This window comes from Oribacterium sp. oral taxon 078 str. F0262 (assembly GCF_000160135.1).
Taxonomy (GTDB): Bacteria; Bacillota; Clostridia; order Lachnospirales; family Lachnospiraceae; genus Oribacterium.
On the sequence record NZ_GG729936.1, the window covers coordinates 18991 to 39584 of the forward strand.

17 protein-coding genes are annotated in these 20594 nt (G+C 57.1%); all 17 read right to left on the reverse strand.

Annotated features, from left to right (window positions below; translation table 11 throughout):
• Window positions 1–3: 3 nt before the first annotated feature.
• The gene (greA, locus tag GCWU000341_RS10185) at window positions 4–492 is read right to left on the reverse strand and encodes a transcription elongation factor GreA (RefSeq protein ID WP_009215908.1); all 489 of its coding nucleotides are present in this window, start codon (window positions 490–492) and stop codon (window positions 4–6) included.
• A gap of 664 nt (window positions 493–1156) precedes the next feature.
• Window positions 1157–1960 carry a hypothetical protein gene (locus GCWU000341_RS12775; protein WP_009215911.1) on the reverse strand — a complete coding sequence of 268 codons (804 nt, stop codon included), beginning with the start codon at window positions 1958–1960 and terminating at the stop codon, window positions 1157–1159.
• 29 nt (window positions 1961–1989) lie between these two features.
• Window positions 1990–2808 (reverse strand): metal ABC transporter permease, encoded by an 819-nt coding sequence (locus GCWU000341_RS10195; RefSeq protein WP_009215912.1) that lies wholly within the window; start codon window positions 2806–2808, stop codon window positions 1990–1992.
• Entirely contained in the window at window positions 2808–3512 is a 705-nt protein-coding gene (locus GCWU000341_RS10200; RefSeq protein WP_009215913.1) for a metal ABC transporter ATP-binding protein, read from the reverse strand. The genes GCWU000341_RS10195 and GCWU000341_RS10200 overlap by 1 nt, the downstream gene beginning before the upstream one ends.
• 1 nt (window position 3513) lies before the next feature.
• A complete protein-coding gene (locus tag GCWU000341_RS10205) occupies window positions 3514–4629 on the reverse strand; it encodes a metal ABC transporter substrate-binding protein (protein ID WP_009215914.1) in 1116 nt (371 codons plus the stop codon).
• Window positions 4630–4694: 65 nt separating this feature from the next.
• Entirely contained in the window at window positions 4695–5108 is a 414-nt protein-coding gene (locus GCWU000341_RS10210) for a Fur family transcriptional regulator (RefSeq protein ID WP_009215915.1), read from the reverse strand.
• Window positions 5109–5322: 214 nt separating this feature from the next.
• Window positions 5323–7971: an alanine--tRNA ligase gene (gene alaS, locus GCWU000341_RS10215; protein WP_009215917.1), complete on the reverse strand. Its 2649-nt coding sequence runs from the start codon at window positions 7969–7971 to the stop codon at window positions 5323–5325.
• A gap of 67 nt (window positions 7972–8038) precedes the next feature.
• The gene (locus GCWU000341_RS10220) at window positions 8039–8584 is read right to left on the reverse strand and encodes a lysozyme inhibitor LprI family protein (protein ID WP_009215918.1); all 546 of its coding nucleotides are present in this window, start codon (window positions 8582–8584) and stop codon (window positions 8039–8041) included.
• Window positions 8585–8639: 55 nt separating this feature from the next.
• On the reverse strand, window positions 8640–9353 hold the full coding sequence (locus GCWU000341_RS10225) for an ABC transporter ATP-binding protein (RefSeq protein ID WP_009215919.1): 714 nt from the start codon (window positions 9351–9353) through the stop codon (window positions 8640–8642).
• 10 nt (window positions 9354–9363) lie between these two features.
• The gene (locus tag GCWU000341_RS10230) at window positions 9364–10122 is read right to left on the reverse strand and encodes an ABC transporter ATP-binding protein (RefSeq protein ID WP_009215920.1); all 759 of its coding nucleotides are present in this window, start codon (window positions 10120–10122) and stop codon (window positions 9364–9366) included.
• 1 nt (window position 10123) lies between these two features.
• On the reverse strand, window positions 10124–11200 hold the full coding sequence (locus GCWU000341_RS10235; RefSeq protein ID WP_009215921.1) for a branched-chain amino acid ABC transporter permease: 1077 nt from the start codon (window positions 11198–11200) through the stop codon (window positions 10124–10126).
• 9 nt (window positions 11201–11209) lie between these two features.
• Window positions 11210–12091: a branched-chain amino acid ABC transporter permease gene (locus GCWU000341_RS10240; protein WP_196794843.1), complete on the reverse strand. Its 882-nt coding sequence runs from the start codon at window positions 12089–12091 to the stop codon at window positions 11210–11212.
• Window positions 12092–12216: 125 nt separating this feature from the next.
• On the reverse strand, window positions 12217–13398 hold the full coding sequence (locus GCWU000341_RS10245; protein WP_040654234.1) for an ABC transporter substrate-binding protein: 1182 nt from the start codon (window positions 13396–13398) through the stop codon (window positions 12217–12219).
• A gap of 232 nt (window positions 13399–13630) precedes the next feature.
• Complete coding sequence (locus GCWU000341_RS10250; protein WP_040654236.1) at window positions 13631–14656, reverse strand: NAD(P)H-dependent glycerol-3-phosphate dehydrogenase; 1026 nt, start codon at window positions 14654–14656, stop codon at window positions 13631–13633.
• Window positions 14657–14681: 25 nt separating this feature from the next.
• Window positions 14682–15338 carry a glycerol-3-phosphate 1-O-acyltransferase PlsY gene (plsY, locus tag GCWU000341_RS10255; RefSeq protein ID WP_009215925.1) on the reverse strand — a complete coding sequence of 219 codons (657 nt, stop codon included), beginning with the start codon at window positions 15336–15338 and terminating at the stop codon, window positions 14682–14684.
• Window positions 15335–16660, reverse strand: a complete 1326-nt coding sequence (gene der / locus GCWU000341_RS10260) for a ribosome biogenesis GTPase Der (RefSeq protein ID WP_009215926.1) — start codon at window positions 16658–16660, stop codon at window positions 15335–15337. The genes plsY and der overlap by 4 nt, the downstream gene beginning before the upstream one ends.
• Before the next feature lie 286 nt (window positions 16661–16946).
• On the reverse strand, window positions 16947–20480 hold the full coding sequence (gene nifJ, locus GCWU000341_RS10265; RefSeq protein WP_009215928.1) for a pyruvate:ferredoxin (flavodoxin) oxidoreductase: 3534 nt from the start codon (window positions 20478–20480) through the stop codon (window positions 16947–16949).
• Window positions 20481–20594: the final 114 nt, after the last annotated feature.

Below are 20594 nucleotides of genomic sequence, written 5' to 3' on the forward strand. Positions count from 1 at the left end.
TCTTCAGTCCTCCAGATTTGCCTTTTCCACGCTGAGGACAGTGAATTGAAGGACACCATTCTGCGTCTCTACCTCCACGGTATCCCCCTCCCTGTGATGGAGGAGCGCCTTCCCCACCGGGGATTCATTGGAAATCTTCCCCTGCAGCGAATTCGCCTCCGTGGATCCGACGATGGTATATTCCACCTCCTCGTCGAATTCCTTATCGAGAAGCTTCACATGGCAGCCGATATTGATACTGCCCTCTTCCGTGTCGTCCACGACCTCCGCATTTTTCAAAAGCAGCTCGAGCTGCACGATGCGCTCCTCGATCTCCCGCTGCTCATCCTTTGCCGCATCGTATTCCGCATTTTCAGAGAGATCTCCCTGTTCTCTTGCTTCCTTGATCTTTCCCGCGATCTCCTGCCGGCGATTCACCTTTAAATCATGGAGCTCCGCCTCATACTTGTTGAGACCGGCCCTCGTCAGTAAATTTTTCTTCCCCTCAGCCACGTCGATTAGTCCTTTCGATCCTTTTCCCTATTGAACTTTTTTCTGTTGATCTTTGATCTGTTTCCGAAATCCCCGGAAAAAGTCCGCTTCCGTTCTGTCCTTGTTCCTCGCTGATATCATAAAACAGGCGAGAGCATACTCTGCCGGGCGGATAAAACGGCAGACAAAGCGGTATCACTTTTGCCTCACAGCGCTTGTCCCGCCAGATGCCGGAACGGACGCTCGTGCAAACACGGCGTCCATTCTGTCGCCCGGCGGGGACTTATACAGTAAAAGCCCGGCTTCCAGGTTTCTGGAAGCCGAACGGAATCAGGAGCTTTTTACAGTAAAAGTATTCTACCCATCTCCGCAGGCTTTGTCAACTGCCGGGCGGGCGAAGAAGCCTGCTTTCAGACAGATTCCAGCTGTCCGGCGAAGAAGTCTGCTTTCAGGCAGATTCCAGCTGTCCGGCAATGAAGTCTGCTTTCAGACAGATTCCAGCTGCCCAGCGAAGAAGCCTGCTTTCAGGCAGATTCAAAGTGTCCATAAGTGCTTTTCTCGGAGAAATGCTTCTTCCATGAAGCCAGGTTCCGAACAGGGAAGTCTGCCTTCTGACAGGCCTGACAGACTCGGAGCGATCCTTCTGTGCCGGTGACATCAGGATCAGGGTGCGAAGAAGACTTTCTCAGTCTGTCACAGTATCCAAGCCGACCTCCGGTAGCTCTGTGAGCTCAAGTGCCTCTATATAGTATATCTTCTGCGTCGCATTCTCCGTGAGATAAAAGGTTCCCTCCCGGAGGATACCCTTCACCCGGATCCAGGATTTTTCGGAGCGGAGCTTCGAGAGATCCTGATCGGATTTGAATTCGAAATTCACATAGCCCCCGGTGCAGTAGGGACAGCTCGGGCCGCGGCGTCCCACCAGGGTATAACCGCCAAAATCCATGTAATAGCCCTCGATCTCCACCGTCTTTCCGTCATAGTCCTTGAAATTCGTATAGAAGTCGTTGATCTGCGTCGCGTAGTGGTGATCACCGATCCGGATATCGATCTTCCCCGGGTCAAAACTTTTTCTGTCCTTTTCGATGTCATAGGGATACTCGTCCCGCGGATAAACCTCTCCGTTCGCCCCGATCGAGGTCTCGATCGTCGGGACCGGAGGAAGGCTCGCGCCGTCATTTCCCGCTGCCTTGGAAGTCTCGATCGACTCTCCGGATGCCGCCGCGCTCTCCGCCCGGGAGGCGTCCAGGCTCGACTGCTCCTTCGCTTCCAAAGAGTCCAGCTCCGCGGCCATCGATGCGGCCTCCTTTTCTGAAACAGCGCCCTCTGAGGAAGCTGCGGCCTCCGAGATCGACTTCCGGGAGGGGGCGGCCCCCGGTACCGTTCGGACGTCACTGCTCTTTTTGCAGCCGCTCAGCGCTGAAAGGGCGAATGCGGTCAAAAAAACAAGAAGACAGCTGCGCCGAAACGGCGCTCCGCTTTTCTCCATTTCCACTTCTCCTTTCCGTCTCCCTCTGTCTACTTCCTCTCCCGCAGCATTTCCACCGCGGAGAAGAAAAAGAAGAGGAGGATGTCAATCACAACGATGGACGCCCCGGTCGGAATCGAGTAGAGGTAGGACAGAATAATTCCCACGAGAAAGCCCGAAAGCGAGAAGAGTGCCGACATCAAAACCGTCCAGCGAAAGGTCCTGCAGATCCTCATCGCCGTGAGAGAAGGAAAGACGATGAGGCTTGAGATCAGGAGAGTTCCCATCATCCGCATTCCGAGTACGATCGTCACCGCCGTGAGCAGCGCGATAACCATGTTGTAGAGCCGGGTATTGGTTCCGCTCGCTTTTGCAAAGCTTTCATCGAAGGTCACGGCGAAGATCCTGGGATAAAAAAGAAGGTAGAGGAGCAGTACGATGATGCTGAGCACCACGGAGAGCTCCACATCGGAGGGGCTCATGGCGAGGATGCTTCCGAACATATAGTTGCACACATCGGTATTCATCCCCGTCGTGAGAGAGATCGTCATGACGCCGACAGCGAGTGCGCCGCTGCAAAGAAGTGCCGTCGCGGCATCCCCCTTGATCTTTGCATTCTCTTCCAGCTGCAAAAGAAAAAAGGCGGCGATCACGCAGACCGGGATGGACAGCGACATCGGCGCAAGATTCAGGGCATAGGCGATGGCGAGAGCCGCAAATCCCACATGGGACAGTCCGTCCCCGATCATGGAATAGCGCTTCAGCACAAGGCTCGTCCCAAGGAGGGACGCGCAGAGCGAGACGAGGCAGCCCACGATGAGCGCCCGCACGAGAAAGGGGTAGGACAGCATCTCCAGCAGTGTTTTCATTACTCTCCTCCCTTCAAAAATCCTTTCCCGAGCTCTGTCTCGAGATACTCCTCCCTGCCTCCGAAGAAGAGCTGCTTATGGGCGAGGTGCAGGACCTTGTTCGCATAGGGAAGCGCCTGCCTTACGTCATGAGAGACCATGATGATCGTGATGTGGAGCTTTCGGTTCAGCTCCCTCACGAGCTCATAGAGCTCCAGCTGAGCCCTCGGGTCAAGACCGGAAACCGGCTCATCCAAGATCAATAGCTTGCTGGTCGCACAGAGCGCTCTCGCAAGAAGCGTCCTCTGCTGCTGTCCTCCCGAAAGATTCCGGTAGCAATGCTTCCGGAGTCCTGTGATCTTCAAATACTCCATCGCCTGCTCCGCCCTCTCCCTCTCCTTTCTTCGGTAAAAGGGGAAGAAGGAGAGACGGTTCAGGCAGCCGGAGAGGACGACCTCCCACACGCTCGCAGGAAAGTCCCGCTGGGTCTGCGTCTGCTGCGGGAGGCATCCGATCTCCGAATTCGAAAGTCCGTCCCCGAATAAGATCTGTCCGCCGGAGGGCTTTTTCAGGCCGAGAAGGCCCTTTAAAAGAGTGCTTTTTCCGGCTCCGTTTTCTCCGACGACGCAAAGGTAGTCGCCGTCGGAAAGCTCGAAGCTCACACCCGAAAGAACCATTCTTCCCTCATAGGAAAAGCTTACATCTTTCAGGGAGATCAGACTCATCTTAGTTTAATGCCTCCTTCAGCGCTGGCACATTCTTCTCCATAAGATCCACATAGGTCACGCCGGCCTTGAAATCCTCGTCCGTGACATTGTGAATCGCGTTCAAGAGCTCCTTCTTCGCACCGGTATCCTTGCAGATCGCGTCCGCCATCTGCTCATTGCTGAGCTCAATGTGGAAGACCACGGGGATCTGATCCTCCTTCACCTTGTCCTGGAGGAAGGCGATGGTCTTCGCGGAAGGCTGTGTATCCGTTGAGCAGCCCGGGAAAGCGGCGTAATAGCTGAGCCCATATTCCTTACAGAAGTAGGTAAAGGGGAAGCGGTCTGCAACGATGATCTCCTTCCGCTTTCCGCTGTTCACAACGTCCCGGAACTCCTGATCCAGCTTCTTGAGCTTTCCGATATAGTCCTCGGCGTTCTTCGAAAAGCTCTCCTTCTTCTCCGGATCCAGCTTCTCCATCGTCTCCGCGAGCTTCTCTACGATCTTTTCCGCATTCACGGGAGAGGTCCAGACATGCTCATCCATCTCTGGGCCCTCTTCCTCCTCGGACTCCGCCTCTTCGGAAGCGCTCTTCTCCGAAGCGGACTCCCCTTCCGAAGCGGCGCTCTTCTTCGCGGCAGGCTCCTCTTCCTCCTTCTCCGGCTCCATGCCCTCGGAGTGTCCCTCCTCGATCAGATCCACCGCGTCCATGAGCTTAAAGATCGTCATATTCTTCGTATCCATGGACTTCAGCATGCCGGCGACCCACTCGTCGGAGTCCCCGCCGACATAGAGAAAGAGATCGCTCTTTTGAATCTTTATGATATCCTCCGGCGTCGGCTCATAGCTGTGGCTCTCCGCCCCCGGCTTTAAGAGCATCGTGATATCCGCCTGATCCTTTGCGATCGCCCGGACGAAATCATACTCCGGGAAATTGGTACAGACGATATTCAGGCGTTTTCCGCCCTCCGCCTTCTCCGTTTCCGCCTTCTCCGATTCCTTCGGAGCCTCCGTCTTCTCCGGGGAGCTCTCCTTCTTCGCCTCCGTGCTTTGTGTTCCGCCCTGGGTGCAGGCTGAGAGCAGAGCCGCTCCGGAGCATGCGATAACAAATGCAGACAGCAATTTCTTCAGCTTCATCTTGACCTCTTTCTTGAAAATATCAGCTCCTTCGATGCTCCCGCTAAAATCCCGGGAAAGGAAGCCTAATCCCGGCAGTCCCCGCAGATCCCGTAGAAGACCGTGCGCATCGGATTCCAGGAAAAGCCATGCCGGCTGAGAAGATGCTCTTCGATCAGCTCCATCTCCCCGCAGTGAAGGTGGATCAGCTTCCCGCATTTCTCGCACTTACAGTGAAAGCAGCTGCCGCTCTCCCCCCTCCCGCCTCCGACGTACTCGAAGCAGGCCGGGCTATTCTGATCGATCACATACTTCTTTACAAGACCCGCATCGATCATGCGCTCGAGCTGCCTGTATATGGTGCTCGTCCCGATGGGCCTTCCCTGCTCCCGAAAATGGGCGCAGATATCCGCCGCCGTCATATGCTTTCCCGGGACTGACTCCAAATAGGCGTCGATCTCCGCTCTTTGCTGGGTCTTATATCTTGTCTTTTCGCTCATGGCTCACCTTTGGATTTGAAAACCATTTTCATATTCTAGCACGATTCCGTAAGAAGTCAAGGGAATCCGAAGAGCCGGCTCCGGATCCATCCGGCAGCAGCTTTGGATCTGGTGCCGGATGCATAAAGGCACAGCCAAGATCTCTCATGGCTGTGCCAAAATCAATATTAGCTTCGCTAAAATCAGTATCTCAGGGCCGGGCAAAAGATGGCTCCTAGGCCTTCAGCTGCTCCTTCGCAATTTCCCGGGCCTTCTCCAGAGCCTCCGGGATTCTGCTCGTATCCTTTCCGCCGGCCTGCGCCATATTCGGGCGTCCGCCCCCGCCTCCGCCGAGGATCGGGGCCACAGCCCGGATCAGTGCCCCGGCATCCGCGCCCTTCTTCACAGCCGAGTCCGCGGCAGTTGCCATGAGGCAGGGCTTTCCCCCCTTGTCCGACGCCAGGACGATAAACGCATCGGGATAGCGCTCCTTCAGCTGGTCTCCGAGCTCACGGAGAGAATTCCCGTCGGCGCCCTCCAGCGCCTTTGCGAGGAAGCTGACTCCGGAGATCTCTTCGACCGAAAGCTCTCCCATAGACTCCTTTGCAAGCTTCGCTCTGAGGCTCTCCGCCTCGGCCCGGCTGTCCTTTAACTCCTTTTCCAGGGCCAGGATTCTCTCCGAAAGATGCTTCGGCTCGGTCTTCAGAAGCTTTGCCGCCTCCCGGAGAAGCTCCTCCTCCTCCGAAAAATATGCCATGAGGTTTTCCGAGGTGAGCGCTTCGATCCTCCGGACACCGGAGGCGATCCCCTGCTCGGAGAGGATCTTTAAGCCCTGGATCTCCGCGGTGTTTGCGACATGCGTCCCGCCGCAGAGCTCCTTTGAGAAGTCGCCGACGGAGACCACGCGGACCCTGTCTCCGTATTTCTCTCCGAAAAGCGCGACCGCACCGGATTTCTTCGCGTCCTCCAGGCTCATCTCCTCCGTCTTCACCGGGGTGAGCTTCGAAATCTCCCGGTTCACGATCTCTTCGACCTTCCGGATCTCCTCCTCCGTCAGAGCTTCAAAATGGGTAAAATCAAAGCGAAGGCGCTTGTCGTCGTAGTAAGCTCCGGCCTGCTCGACATGATTTCCCAGCACCTCCCGAAGCGCCTCATGGAGAAGGTGTGTAGCCGTGTGATTTCTCGCGGTCCTCTCCCGGCGTATAGGATCGACCCGGAGCTCCGCTTCCTCTCCCGCCTTGAGCATTCCGGAGCGCATGGTACCAATCTCAGCGATCTTCCCCCCCTGGAGATGAATCGTCTCCTCGACGGTGAAGTCTCCCTCTCCTCCCAAAATCGATCCCGTGTCTCCCACCTGTCCGCCCATCGTCGCGTAGAAGGGGGTCCTCTCCGTGAGAACCGCTCCTCTCTCCCCGTCCGTCAGGACATCCACGATTTCATCCTCCCCATCCTCCGGGGCGAGGCGCACAAGCGCGGTGATTTTCGATCGCTCCGTGAGGCTGTGATAGCCTGTAAACTCTGTCCGGAGCTTCGGGTCAAGCCTTTGATAGATATCGTCTCTCCCCATATAATTCGTGGATTTCCGGGCGGCCCTTGCGGTCTCCCGCTGCAGCCGCATCGCCTTCTGGAAGCCCTCCTCATCGATGCTCTGCCCCTTGTCCGAGAGAATCTCCCTCGTAAGATCCGGCGGAAAGCCGAAGGTATCATAGAGGCGGAAGGCGTCCTCACCGGACAGAACCTTCTCCCCCCTCTTCTTCATCTCTTCCTGAAGCTCTGAGAGAATCTCCAGCCCCTTGTCGATCGTATTCTGGAATCTCTCCTCCTCCTGCTCGATGACGCGGAGAATCATCTCCCTCTTCTCCTCGAGCTCCGGATAACCGTCCTTTGAGAGCTCGATCACCTTCTGAGAGAGCGCGGCCATGAAGCGGCCCTTGAGTCCGAGGATCTTTCCGTGTCGGGCGGCCCGCCGAAGCAGTCTCCGGAAGACATAGCCCCGTCCCTCATTGGAGGGCAGGATCCCGTCGGAGGCCATGAAGGTACAGCTCTTCACATGGTCCGCGATGATGCGGAAGGAGACATCCTTTTCCGGATCCTCCTCGTAGCGGCAGTGCGCGAGCGCTCCGATCTCCTCCATCATCGCCCGGTTCGTATCGACATCAAAGAGGGAGAGCACGTCCTGACAGACGACCGCAAGCCGCTCCAGTCCCATGCCCGTATCGATGTTTTTATGCTCAAGCTCGGTATAGACGCCGTGTCCGTCATTATTGAACTGAGAAAAGACGATGTTCCAGACCTCCATAAAGCGGTCTCCCTCGCCTCCCATGACATCCTCCGGTCCCGTGCCGTATTTTTCCCCGCGGTCATAGTAGATCTCCGAGCAGGGGCCGCAGGGGCCCGCTCCGTGCTCCCAGAAATTATCCTCTTTTCCGAAGCGGTAGATGCGCTCCGGGGCGATGCCGATCTCCTCCTTCCAGATCCGGAAGGCCTCGTCGTCATCCAGATAGACGGAGGGATAGAGCCGGTCCGCCGGTATCCCCACCCTCTCCGTCAGAAACTCCCAGGCCCAGTGAATCGCTTCCTCCTTAAAGTAATCTCCAAAGGAGAAATTGCCCAGCATCTCAAAGAAGGTGCCGTGCCTCGCGGTTTTCCCGATATTCTCGATATCCCCTGTGCGGATGCATTTCTGACAGGTAGTGACCCGCTTCCTGGGCGGGATCTCCTGCCCCGTGAAGTAGGGCTTCAGGGGGGCCATGCCGGAATTGATCAGAAGGAGGCTTTTATCATTGTGGGGGACCAGAGAAAAGCTCTTCATCCTGAGGTGCTGCTTCTCCTCAAAAAATTCAAGAAACATCCGCCTCAGCTCATTGACGCCGTATTTTTGCATTTCCCAATCTTCCTTTCCATAGACATTCCATGGGGATTATACTTTTCCGGGAGATCCTGCGCAAGCCCTAGTCTGAAAGCTTGTCCAAAATCTCATAGCAGCGCTCCCGCGTGAGCTCCGTGTACTTCTTCAGGTAGTCGATATTCTCGGTGCTCCCGCTCTTTTTCTCGCTGAGCTCCTTCTTTGCATCCTGCGCGCGCTCGAGGAGGAAGCGGCTCTGCTCGATCTGGAAGTCCTCCCTCTCCTTGCCGTAGAGCTCTCCGGAGACATCGGAGGCAATCTGCCGCATCTTGGCGTCCCAGATTTCGGAGATCCTCTGCCTCCTCTCCCGGAGGGATGTCCCTCCCTTTTGGGAGAGAAGCTCCTCCGTCTCCCGATCCAGCTCAAAGAGCTCCCGCTGAAAGCGCTTCTTCGGGCTCTCGCGGGGATCGGACTCCCTCGTCTCCTCCCCCGAAAGCATCAGCGGTGCCGTCCCCTCCTCGCCCTGCCTCCCCTGTGCCCCTCTCTCGTCGTAGCGGCGGAGCTGCTCTCTGAGATAAAGGCGGAAGAAAAGACTCGACAGCACGCAGAATATCATTAAAAGCACGATTCCGACCGCCGCTTTCCTGTTCAAGCATCCTCCCTTCCGCTCCCCGGGAAAAGCATCCGAAAAAACGATCCGGAAAAACTCACTCCGAGAGATAAGCTGCCTTTACCCTCTCATCCCGGAGAAGCTCCGACGCCTTCCCCTCGATCGTGATCCTCCCCGTCTCGAGCACATAGGCGCGGTCTGCGATCGAGAGCGCCTTTGCGGCATTTTGCTCGACGAGAAGCACCGTCACCCCGGAAGCGTGGATCTTCTCTATGATCGAAAAGATCTCATTGACATAGATCGGGGAAAGGCCCATCGAGGGCTCATCCATAACGAGCATCTCCGGCTTTGACATGAGTGCCCTTCCCATCGCGAGCATCTGCTGCTCCCCGCCGGAGAGCGTCCCCGCCATCTGCTGCTTTCGCTCGAGAAGCCTCGGAAAATGCTGATAGATCATCGAAAGACTCTCCTCGATCTCGGATTTCTTCTTCCTTGTATAGGCGCCAAGCATCAGATTCTGATAGACGCTGAGGCTCGAAAAGACGCGCCTCCCCTCGGGGACGTGGGCAAGTCCCTGCCGAACGAGCGTATAGCCCGGGGCCCTCGTGATCTCCTTTCCCTTGTAGAGCACCCTTCCTCCCCGGGACGGGATCAGTCCCGTAATGGTCTGAAGCGTGCTCGTCTTTCCCGCGCCGTTTGCGCCGATCAGGCTGACGATCTCGCCCCTGTTCACATGGAAGGAAATCCCCTTCAGCGCCTGAATCACGCCGTAGCAAAGCTCCAGATTCTCCACCTCCAAAATCGCGCTCATCTCTCCTCCTTCATTCCCCAAGATATGCCTTCACAACCTCGGGGTCGTGGAGAACCTCCGCGGTCTCTCCCTGCTTCAGAACCTGCCCGAAATTCAGGACGGTCAGACGGTCGCAGATGCCGCTCACGAGCTTCATGTCGTGCTCGATCAAAAGGATGGTCATGTCGAAGCGGTCCCGCACGAGACGGATCGTCCCCATAAGCTCCTCCGTCTCATTGGGATTCATGCCCGCGGCGGGCTCATCCAGAAGCAGAAGCTTCGGCCCCGTCGCAAGCGCCCTTGCGATCTCGAGCTTTCTCTGCTTCCCGTAGGGGAGATTTCCCGCACGGCAGTCCGAAACCTCCGAGAGCTCAAAGACGGAGAGAAGCTCCTCCGCTCTTTTGTCCATCTCCTTCTCCTGCCTGAAGTAGCGCGGCGTATGAAGAACAGCGTCCAGGAGGGAATAGGGAAAATGATGGTAAAAGCCCGCCTTGACATTATCGAGCACGCTGAGCTGATGGAAGAGCCGGATATTCTGGAAGGTCCTCGCGATGCCCCTTTGATTGATCTCGACACAGCTCTTTCCGGCGATGTTCTCGCCGTCCAGGAGGATTCTGCCGCTCTCCGGACGGTAGACACCGGTCAGAAGGTTGAAAATCGTGGTTTTCCCCGCGCCGTTTGGCCCGATCAGGCCATAGAGCTCCCTTTTCTCGATCTCGATATGAAAATCATCCACGGCCTTCAGTCCCCCGAAGGAGATGCCGAGCGCCTCTGCCTTTAAAACCGCCATATCAGGAGACCTCCCTTCCGTCCTTCCCCCTCCCGCGAAGCCGGAGAAGAAGCTCCCTCCGGAAGGAAAGAAAGCTTGGAGAAGAGGTGAAAAGCATCATGAGAATCAGGACAACCGCATAGATCAGCATGCGGTAGTCGTTCAGGGAGCGGAGGAGCTCCGGAAGCAGGGTCAGGAGCACGGCGGCAATGACAGAGCCCCGCATGTTTCCGATCCCGCCGAGGACCACAAAGACGAGAATCATGATGGACTGATTGTAGCCGAAGTTCTTCGGAAGAGCCTGCAGGGAGCTCAGATTATGGGCATAGAGCACCCCCGCCGCGCCGGCGATAGCCGCGGAAATCGTGAAGGCAAGAAGCTTAAGCCGCGCGGCATCGAGACCGATGGATTCCGCGGCGATTCGATTGTCCCGGACCGCCGCAATGGCCCGGCCGGTCCTGGAATTCATGAGCCGGAGCACAAGAAAAAGCGAGAGGAGGAGCAGGATGATCCCGACCGTAAAATTCGAAAGCTTCGGGGTCCCGGTGATCCCCTGCGCTCCCTTAATGATGATCCTCCCGCCGCCTGCAAGCTTAAGCGCAGCTCCATCCTTCAGGGAAAAGTGTGCCCCCCTCTCGTCCACGCCGAAGTAGAGGGCATTGATCAGGTTTTTGATGATCTCCCCGAAGGCGAGCGTCACGATCGCGAGGTAGTCTCCCTTCAGGCGGAGCACCGGGATTCCGATCAGAAAACCGAATACCGCCGCAGAAAGCGCGCCGATCACGATCGCAAGGAAAAGGCAGAGCCCGTTTGGAAGCCCCTGTCCCTTCATCAGCATCGAAAAGCTCGCCGAGCTGAAGGCCCCGATGCACATGAAGCCCGCGTGCCCGAGGGAGAGCTCCCCGGAGATCCCGACCACAAGATTCAGGCTCAGCGCCATGATGGAATAGATGCAAAGGGGCACCAAAAGTCCCTTAAAGAGGGAGCCCGCCGCGCCGCTTCTCAAAAAAAGCTCCGCCGCGAGATAGGCAGCGAGAATCATGGCATAGCTCGCCATATCGCTCTGAAAGATCTTTTTTCTTCGACCGTTTCCGTTCATCGCTGCACCCTACACCTTCTCCGTGATCTTCTTCCCCAGGATTCCGCTGGGCTTCACAAGAAGCACCAGGATGAGGACGGAAAACACAATCGCATCGGAAAGCTTGGAGGAAATATAGGCCTTCGAGAGATTCTCCAAAATCCCCAGAATCACTCCACCGAGAAAGGCCCCGGGTATGGAACCGATCCCCCCCAGCACCGCGGCGACAAAGGCCTTGATTCCGGGCATCGCCCCTGTCGTCGGTGTCAGGCTGGGATAGGCGGAGCAAAGGAGGATGCCCGCCACTGCGGCGAGGGCCGAGCCGATCGCAAAGGTCATCGCGATCGTCGCATTGACATTGACGCCCATGAGCGTGGCTGCCCCCTTGTCCTCGGAGACCGCGAGCATCGCCTGTCCCGCCTTCGTGCGGTGGACAAAGAGGAGAAGTCCCGCCGCGACGATAAGTCCCGTCAGTATCGTCGCTATGGTCTCTCCCGGAATCGTGAGCGCGCCTCCGGCAAGATGCAGAGGCTTAATCGGGATAAAAGACTGGAAGCTCTTCGGATTCGCGCCAAAGATAAGGAGGGCGAGATTTTGCAGGAGGTAGGAGACGCCGATCGCCGTGATCAAAACGGCGAGAGAATTCGCCCCGCGAAGCGGCTTATAGGCGATCCGCTCCGTCAGAATACCCGTGAGCGTACAGACGATGACGGCGAGAAGCGCCGAGGCCGGAATCGGAAGGCCGAGGCTGTTGAACGCGATAAACGCTGTATAGGCTCCCAGCATAAGGATGTCGCCGTGCGCAAAATTCAGCATCTTCGCGATGCCGTACACCATCGTATAGCCGAGTGCGATGATGGCATAGACCGCTCCCAGGCTGATGCCGTTCAGCAAATAAGAAAAAAAACTCATCATGGATACGTCCCCCTCCGATGCACTCTGCCGCGCCCCCGGAGCGGGGCAGAGTCTGAAAAAAAGGGCAGCCACTTAGCAGCCCTTTTCTCCCTTTTCATAAATCCGCAAAAACTATGCCTTTTTTATTCCGCAGAGACATAGCTTCCGTTTTCGACCCGCACAGCCTTCGGCTCCTTATCCACATCCCCCTCCGCGCTCCAGCGCATTCCGGATCCCGTGAGCCCGTCGAGCTGGATCTCCGTCATCCCCTTCTCCAGCCCGTCGCCGATCTCGGAGACAGACAGGGAGGGCTTTAAATCCTCCTTCTCCGCCGCCGCCTTGATGGCATAGACCGCGTCATAGGCGTCTGCCGCAAACTGAATCGGCGTATCTCCGTACTGCGCCTCATAGCTTTTTACGAAATTCTTTGTCCGCTCATCCTCCGCGTCCGCCGAATACGGAGTGAGGAGCATCAGTCCCTCCGCGAGGGAGCTGTCAAAATTCTCGACATCCAGAAGTCCGTCCATCCCGTCGCAGCCGAAGAAAATCGGCTTGTAGCCCATGGTATTCGCCTGCTTCAGCACGAGAGCCGCCTCGGTATAGTAGAAGGGCAGGAAGACGAGATCCGCACCGGCATCCCTCAATTTCTGGAGCTGCGTGGAAAAATCCTTGTTGGAGTCCGCCGTGAACTGCTGATCCTCCGTGAGCTCTATTCCCTGCTTTTTGGCCTCCTCCACAAAGGCATCGCGGATGCCGGAGGAGTAGACATCAGAGGAATCATAGAGGACGCCGACCTTCTTCCCCAGCTTATGCTCTCCGATATACTGTGCGGACTTCGTGCCCTGCGCCGGATCCGAAAAGCAAACCCGGAAGACATTCTTCGGCGCCGTGCATTCCACCGCGGAACCGGTCGGAGTCAGAACAAAGAGATTATCGGCCTCCGCCTCGCTGCCGACCGCGATCGTGGGGGCAGAAGTCGTCGGTCCCACCAGGACCTGCATGCCCCAGTCCTTTAAGCTGTTGAAAGCATTGACCGCCTTCTCCTGATCATGCTCATCATCGGCCTTCTTGAATTCAATCTGATAGCCGTTGATCCCGCCCTTTTCATTGATTTCCTTCACCGCGAGCTCCGCGCCGTTTGCAACGGCATTGCCGTAGACGGCCGCCCCGCCGCTGAGAGGTCCCTCTGCACCGATCTTCCACTTCGCGCTTCCGCCCGCCGCCTTCTCCGAAGCTGTGCTCTCGGACTTTGCGCCGGAAGAAGCGCAGGCCGTGAGCGACAGAAGCATCGCCGCCGCAAGAAGCATACTGCTCTGCTTTTTCATACTCTCTATCCCTCCGCTTATCTCCCGCATCCCTCCCCGGGATGCCGCTTCTTCGCCGGGGCGTAAAGAGCCGCCCCGCTTAAGTCTTAAGGTATTATAACAAAGCGGCGGGCCCTGTCAATTCTTTTTATAACCAAATATGAATTTATATTGAATATATATAACTTTCAGGAATATCAGCTATTTTTCGGAGCCTCGTCCATCGTCGAAAAAAGGCGAAGACCAAGCTTTCCTATATACTGTCCTCCAGGCGGATCGAATAGGAGACACCATGGCTCTCTGCCCGGCGGTCCCGGAGCATGAGCTCGCGGACGGCGAGCTTTGGGGCCTTCCCCTGGAATAAAACCGCGTTGACCTCCCCGACGATGGGAAGCCTGACTTCATATTTCTTCCCCAGCTCCTCCCCCGCCCTCGCGGCGTAAACTCCCTCCACGACCTGTCCGACCTCCCGCATGGCCTCCTCGGCGGAGGCCCCCCTTCCGATCAGGATGCCGGCCCTTCGGTTCCTGGAATGCATGGAAGCGCAGGTGACGATGAGATCCCCGATGCCGGAGAGCCCCGCAAAGGTCTCCAGCTTACAGCCCATCCTGACGCCGAGACGGGCGATCTCCGCAATTCCCCTTGTGATGAGAGCGGCCTTCGTATTATCGCCGTAGCCAAGTCCGTCCGCGATGCCCGCGGCGAGAGCTATGACATTCTTCAGTGCGGCCCCGATCTCGATGCCCAGCATGTCGGAGTTCAGGTAGACGCGGAAGCTTTCATTCATAAAGGCATCCTGTATCCTCTTTGCGCTCTCCTCGGAATGGGCGCCGACGACGATGGTGGTCGGAAGAAAACGGGAGACCTCCTCCGCGTGAGAGGGGCCGGAGAGCACCGCCGCATCCGCCGCGGGAATCTCGCTCTCGACGACCTCCGTCATGGTGAGAAGCGTCCCCTCCTCGATCCCCTTCGAGGCGACGACGATGAGCTGCCCCTCCCTCACGAAGGGGGCCATGGCCTTCGAGAGAGAGCGCACGGCGATGGAGGGGACTGCGAGAAGCAGAAGCTCATTCTCCGTAACCGCCTCCCTGAGATCCGTTCCCGGGCGGATCTCCTCCGGGAGTATGACCCCCGGCAGATTCCTGTGGCGCCGCAGACTCCGAAGGGACTCCGCCTCTGAAATAGAGCGTGTCCAGAGCGTGATTTCATGATGATTCCGGGACAGATTGACGGCGAGGGCGGTCCCCCAGGTTCCGGCTCCGATTACCGCGATCTTCATGCTCTCCTCCTTCAAAATATCCTCTTTATCCGTCCTGTTTTTTCTTTTCTCCGATCTTGTTTTCCGTGCCGTTTAAAAGCCTTCCTATATTGGAGCGATGCTGGAAGACGCAGAGGCCCGATATCAGAAAGCTGAGGATGCAGCATTCCCTATAGATCGCGGAACTCATGGGGAGAAAGCCTGTCTTCCCAAAGAAAAGCACAGAAAGGAAGAAGCAGGAGGCCGCGATCATGGAGCCAAGGCTCACATAATGCGTGAGCATCACGATCAGGATAAAAAGGGCGAGCAAAAGGAGCGCGAGCCTCCAGTCAAAGGCGAGAAGCAGCGCCCCCGTGCAGGCGACTCCCTTCCCCCCCTTGATCCCGGGGAGCAGCGGATAGTTGTGCCCCAGCACCGCTCCAATCCCCGCAAAGAGGGTGATGAGGCTCTGCATATCCTCCGTCTCCGGCTTCCAGTAAAGACTCAGGAAAAAAATCGGAAGGACCGTCTTCGCGATATCCATGAGCAGTACCGTCGCCCCGGCCTTCTTCCCGAGTGTGCGGAGAACATTGGTGCTGCCGGGATTTCCGGAGCCCGCATGGTAGATGTCGACGCCGTGGAGCTTCGCGTAGAGATAGCCGCTCGGAAGATTTCCGAAGAGATATCCGACGAGGAGACAGATCAGCATTCTCACAGGGCTCATTCCTTTTCCCCCCTCTCCCGGATGATAAAGCGAAGCGGCGTTCCGCGAAAACCGAAGGCCTCCCGGATCCGGTTTTCGAGATACCTTGTGTAGGAAAAATGCATGAGCTCCCGGTCATTGACGAAGATCACAAAGCTTGGCGGTCTGACGGAAACCTGCGTGATATAGAAAAGACGGAGGCGCTTTCCCTTGTCGGAGGGCGGCTGCTTCATCGCCGCCGCCTTCATCAGGATCTCATTTAAGAGTCCCGTCTTCACGCGGAGCATCTGGTTTTGGTGCACCATGTCGATGAGCGGGAAGAGCTTTGTGAGTCTCTGCCCGGTTTTCGCGGAGAGAAAGAGGTACTCCGCATAGTCCATATAGGACAGCTTTTCCCTCAGCTTCTTCGTAAAATCCCGCATCGTCCTGTCGTCCTTCTCCACCGCGTCCCACTTGTTCACGGCGATGATGACGCCCTTCCCGGACTCATGCGCGATGCCCGCGATATGGACATCCTGCTCGGTGATTCCCTCTATGGCATCGATCAGTACGACGCAGATATCGGCCCGGTCCACGGCGGAGACCGTGCGGATCACCGAGTATCTCTCGATCTCATCCGTCACTCTTCCCTTTCGCCGAAGCCCCGCGGTGTCGATGAAGATGTAGCGCTCTCCATCGTGGACGATCTCCGTGTCGATCGCATCTCTTGTGGTCCCCGCGATCTCGGAGACAATGACGCGGTTTTCCCCGAGGAGCTTATTGATCATAGAGCTCTTCCCCACATTCGGCTTTCCGATGAGGGCGACCCGGATCCGATCATCCTCCGCTTCCTCCTCCAGACCCTTCGGGAAATGCTTCAAAAGCTCATCCAGCAGATCGCCGAGCCCCAGCTGATTCACGGAGGACACACCGAAGGGATCCCCGAGCCCCAGCTGATAGAACTCATAGATCTCATTCCCCAGCTTCTGGAAGGAATCCACCTTGTTCACACAGAGCACAATCGGCTTATGGGATTTCCGGAGCAGCTCCGCGACCGCATAGTCCGCGTCCGTCACACCGCTTCGCACATCGACGACAAAGAGGATGACATCGGCCGTCTCGATCGCAAGCTCTGCCTGTGATCTCATCTGGCTGAGAAGAACGTCCCGGGAGTCCGGTTCGATCCCCCCCGTGTCCACCAGGGTAAAGGGATGGTTCAGCCACTCACAGTCTGCATAGATCCGATCCCTCGTCACCCCCGGTGTGTCCTTTACGATAGAAATCTGTTTCCCCGCAATTACATTAAAGAGAGTCGATTTTCCGACATTCGGTCTCCCTACAACCGCCACGATTACCTTTCTCATTCCTTACTCCCCGTCAAGTCCCGCCCTATGGCGCAGTGCTCCCCTTCCCTTCTCTCCCTCTGCGAAGCATTTCACACAGCTTTCAGGCAGTCTGTCTCTTGATCGACACAGGCTTTTCTCAAGAGGGAGGCGGCGTTTCCTCAGCTTCTCCCCTCTTTAGGGAATGCGAAAAGCCGAAAAAGGGAGGCGATGACAGCCTCATCGCCTCCCTAGTGTAGCATCTTTTTTCGCTTCTGAAAAGCCGCGCTCCGCCGCCCCAAATTTCGGGACGGCCTATAAGCTTAGCTTAATTGTTGTAGAGCTCGGCGAGCTTTCTCAGGTGCTCGTAGCGCTCCCTCGCCTCCTTCTCGTTCTTCTCGTCCAGAGCAGCCGCTCTCTCCGGATTCTTCAGAGAAAGGGAAAGATAACGGACCTCGCCCTTCAGGAAGTCCTGATAGCCCTCGTACTTCGGCTCCTTGGAGTCGAGGCTGAACTTCTTCTCCGCGAGCGGATTAAAGCGGAAGTTGTTCCAGTAGCCGGCCTCCACCGCGAGCTTCTCCTCGGTCTGCGCCTTTGCCATCCCCTTCTTGATGCCGTGGTTGATGCAGGGAGAGTAGGCGATGATGAGGGAGGGACCCGGATAGGCCTCCGCCTCCGAGAGCGCCTTCACGGTCTGTGCCATATCGGCGCCCATCGCGATATGCGCGACATAGACATAGCCGTAGGACATCGCAATCCCCGCGAGATCCTTCTTCTTCGTATCCTTGCCTCCCGCGGCAAACTGCGCCACCGCACCGGTAGGCGTCGCCTTGGAGGACTGTCCGCCCGTATTAGAGTAGACCTCCGTGTCAAAGACCATGACATTGATATCCTTCCCGCTTGCGAGCACATGATCCAGTCCGCCGAAGCCGATATCATAGGCCCAGCCGTCTCCGCCGAAGATCCACTGGCTCTTCTTCGCGAGGAAATCCCGGTTCTTCAGAAGATCCGATGCGATCTCATCCGTCCTCCCGGCCAGAGCACTGAGGAGACGGTCCGTCGCATTTCCATTCGTCGCACCGACGGAGAAGGTATCGAGGTAGTCCTTCGCGGCGGCCTTCACGGCCTCATCTCCGTCCCTCTCCAGGAGTCTCTCGACCTGCTTTTTCAGCCGGTCGCGGATCGCATTCTGCGCAAGCAGCATGCCATAGCCAAACTCCGCGTTATCCTCGAAGAGGGAGTTGTCCCAGGCCGGTCCCTGCCCTCTCGCATTCACTGTATACGGCGTCGAGGGAGAGGAATTGCCCCAGATGGAGGAGCAGCCCGTCGCATTGGAGATGTACATCCTCTCTCCGAAGAGCTGGGTGATGAGCTTTGCGTACGGCGTCTCGCCGCAGCCGGGGCAGGCGCCGGAGAACTCGAAGAGCGGCTTCTTGAACTGAGAGCCCTTGACCGTATTTTCCTTGAACTTCGCAATGACATCCGCCTTCTCGGGCAGCTTGACCGCATAGTCGAAATAGCCCTGCTTCCCGAGATTTTCCGCGATCGGCGTCATGGTGAGCGCCTTCTGTCCCTTCATACCCGGGCATACATTCGCGCAGGAGCCGCAGCCGACGCAGTCCATGACGGAGACCTTGATGCCGAATTTATAGGCGGGCATGCCGGTCATCGGCTTTGTCACATCCCCCTCCGGCGCCTTGGAAGCCTCTTCCTCAGTATAGGCGAAGGGGCGGATCGCCGCATGCGGGCAGACGTAGGAGCAGAAGTTACACTGGATACAGTTGTCCGGGTTCCAGCTCGGAACATTGACCGCAATCCCCCGCTTCTCGTAGGCCGCGGTTCCGGAGGGCGTCGAGCCGTCCGCATAGGGCAGGAAGGCGGAGACAGGCAGGCTGTTCCCCTCCTGCGCGGAGACTGCGTTCTGGATATTGTTTACAAAGTCCAGCACATCCTTCGCGCCCTCGGTCTTATTCTTGAACTCGAGGCCCTCGTCCCCGCAGTTCTTCCAGTCCTCCGGCACGGGGATCTCCTCAAAGGCATTGGCCCCGGCGTCGATCGCAGCCCAGTTTTTCTTTACGACGTCCTCTCCCTTTCTGCCGTAGGTCTTCTGCGCGGCGTCCTTCATGAGCTGGTTCGCATGCTCCTTCGGGATAATTCCGGTCAGGGTGAAGAAGGCGGACTGGAGGATCGTATTGATCCTCGTCGGCCCCATGCCGGTCTCGATTCCGATCTTCACGCCGTCGATGATGTAGAAGCGGATATGATGCTCTGCCATATACTTCTTCACCTGCCCGGGAAGATGCTCTGCGACCTCATCCTTGCTCCAGCTGCAGTTTAAGAGGAAGGTTCCCCCGTCCACAAGCTCCTGCACCATGTTGAACTTCGTCATATAAGCCGGATTGTGGCAGGCGACGAAATTCGCCCTGTGGATGAGATAGGTGGACTTGATCGGAGACTTTCCGAAGCGGAGATGGGACATCGTGACGCCCCCGGACTTCTTCGAGTCATAGTCGAAGTAGGCCTGCGCATACATATCCGTATTGTCTCCGATGATCTTGATGGAGTTCTTGTTCGCTCCGACCGTGCCGTCCGCACCGAGTCCCCAGAACTTACAGTTGACCGTGCCCTCCGGAGTGGTGACGAGGGAGGGGCCGGTCGGAAGGGAGAGGTGGGTCACATCATCGTTGATGCCGATCGTGAACCTCTTCTTCTCCGTATTCCGGAAGACGGCGACGATCTGGTTCGGCGTCGTATCCTTGGAGCCGAGGCCGTAGCGCCCGGACAGAACCTTCACAGAGGAGAAGGCGCTTCCGGCCAGAGCGGCCACCACATCGAGATAGAGCGGCTCTCCGATGGAGCCCGGCTCCTTCGTGCGGTCGAGGACGCTGATGGTCTTCACGCTCTTGGGAAGAGCGGAAAGGAAGGCCTCCGTCGAGAAGGGACGGTAGAGTCTCACCTTCACGACGCCGAGCTTCGCGTTCTCCGTCTTCTTCAGATAATCAATGGTCTCCTCAATGGTGTCATTGACGGAGCCCATCGCGACGATGACATGCTCCGCGTCCGGCGCGCCGTAGTAATTGAAAAGCTTATAGTCCGTGCCGATCTTCGCGTTGACCTTGTCCATATACTCCTGGACGATCGCGGGCATGGCATCATAATAAGGATTGGAGGCCTCCCTCGCCTGGAAGAAGATATCCGGATTCTGCGCGGAGCCTCTCTCCACCGGATGATTCGGGTTGAGAGCATTCTTTCGGAAGGCATCAATAGCGTCCCAGTCCACCATGTCCTTCAGGTCCTCGTAGTCCCACTGCTCGATCTTCTGAATCTCGTGGGAAGTCCGGAAGCCGTCGAAGAAATTGATAAAGGGAAGGCGTCCCTTCAGCGCCGCAAGATGCGCGACCGGAGTCAGATCCATAACCTCCTGGACGGAAGACTCACAGAGCATCGCGGCACCGGTCTGACGACATGCCATGACATCGGAGTGATCCCCGAAAATGGAGAGCGCGTGACTTGCGACGGCACGGGCAGAAACATCGAAGACACCGGGCAGCTGCTCTCCCGCGATCTTGTAGATGTCCGGAATCATCAGAAGAAGACCCTGAGACGCGGTGAAGGTGGTGGTCAGAGCTCCGGCCGCCAGAGCCCCATGCACGGCGCCGGCCGCACCGGCCTCGGACTGCATCTCCGTCACCGAAACCGTCTCCCCGAGGATGTTCTCTCTGCCCTCGGTCGCCCACTCATCGACATGCTCCGGCATGACGGATGAGGGCGTAATCGGAAAGATTGCCGCCACTTCAGAGAATGCATAAGAAGCATGCGCAGCAGCCTGGTTTCCATCCATAGTTTTCATTTTTCTTGCCATAAAAATCCCTCCTGGAAAATGAACGGTATTTTGGATGCGTTACCCCTATGAAAACCCCTTTTTTCCGGGGATATCATACCGAAATTCAGTATAGCATTCTCCCTATGAATTGCA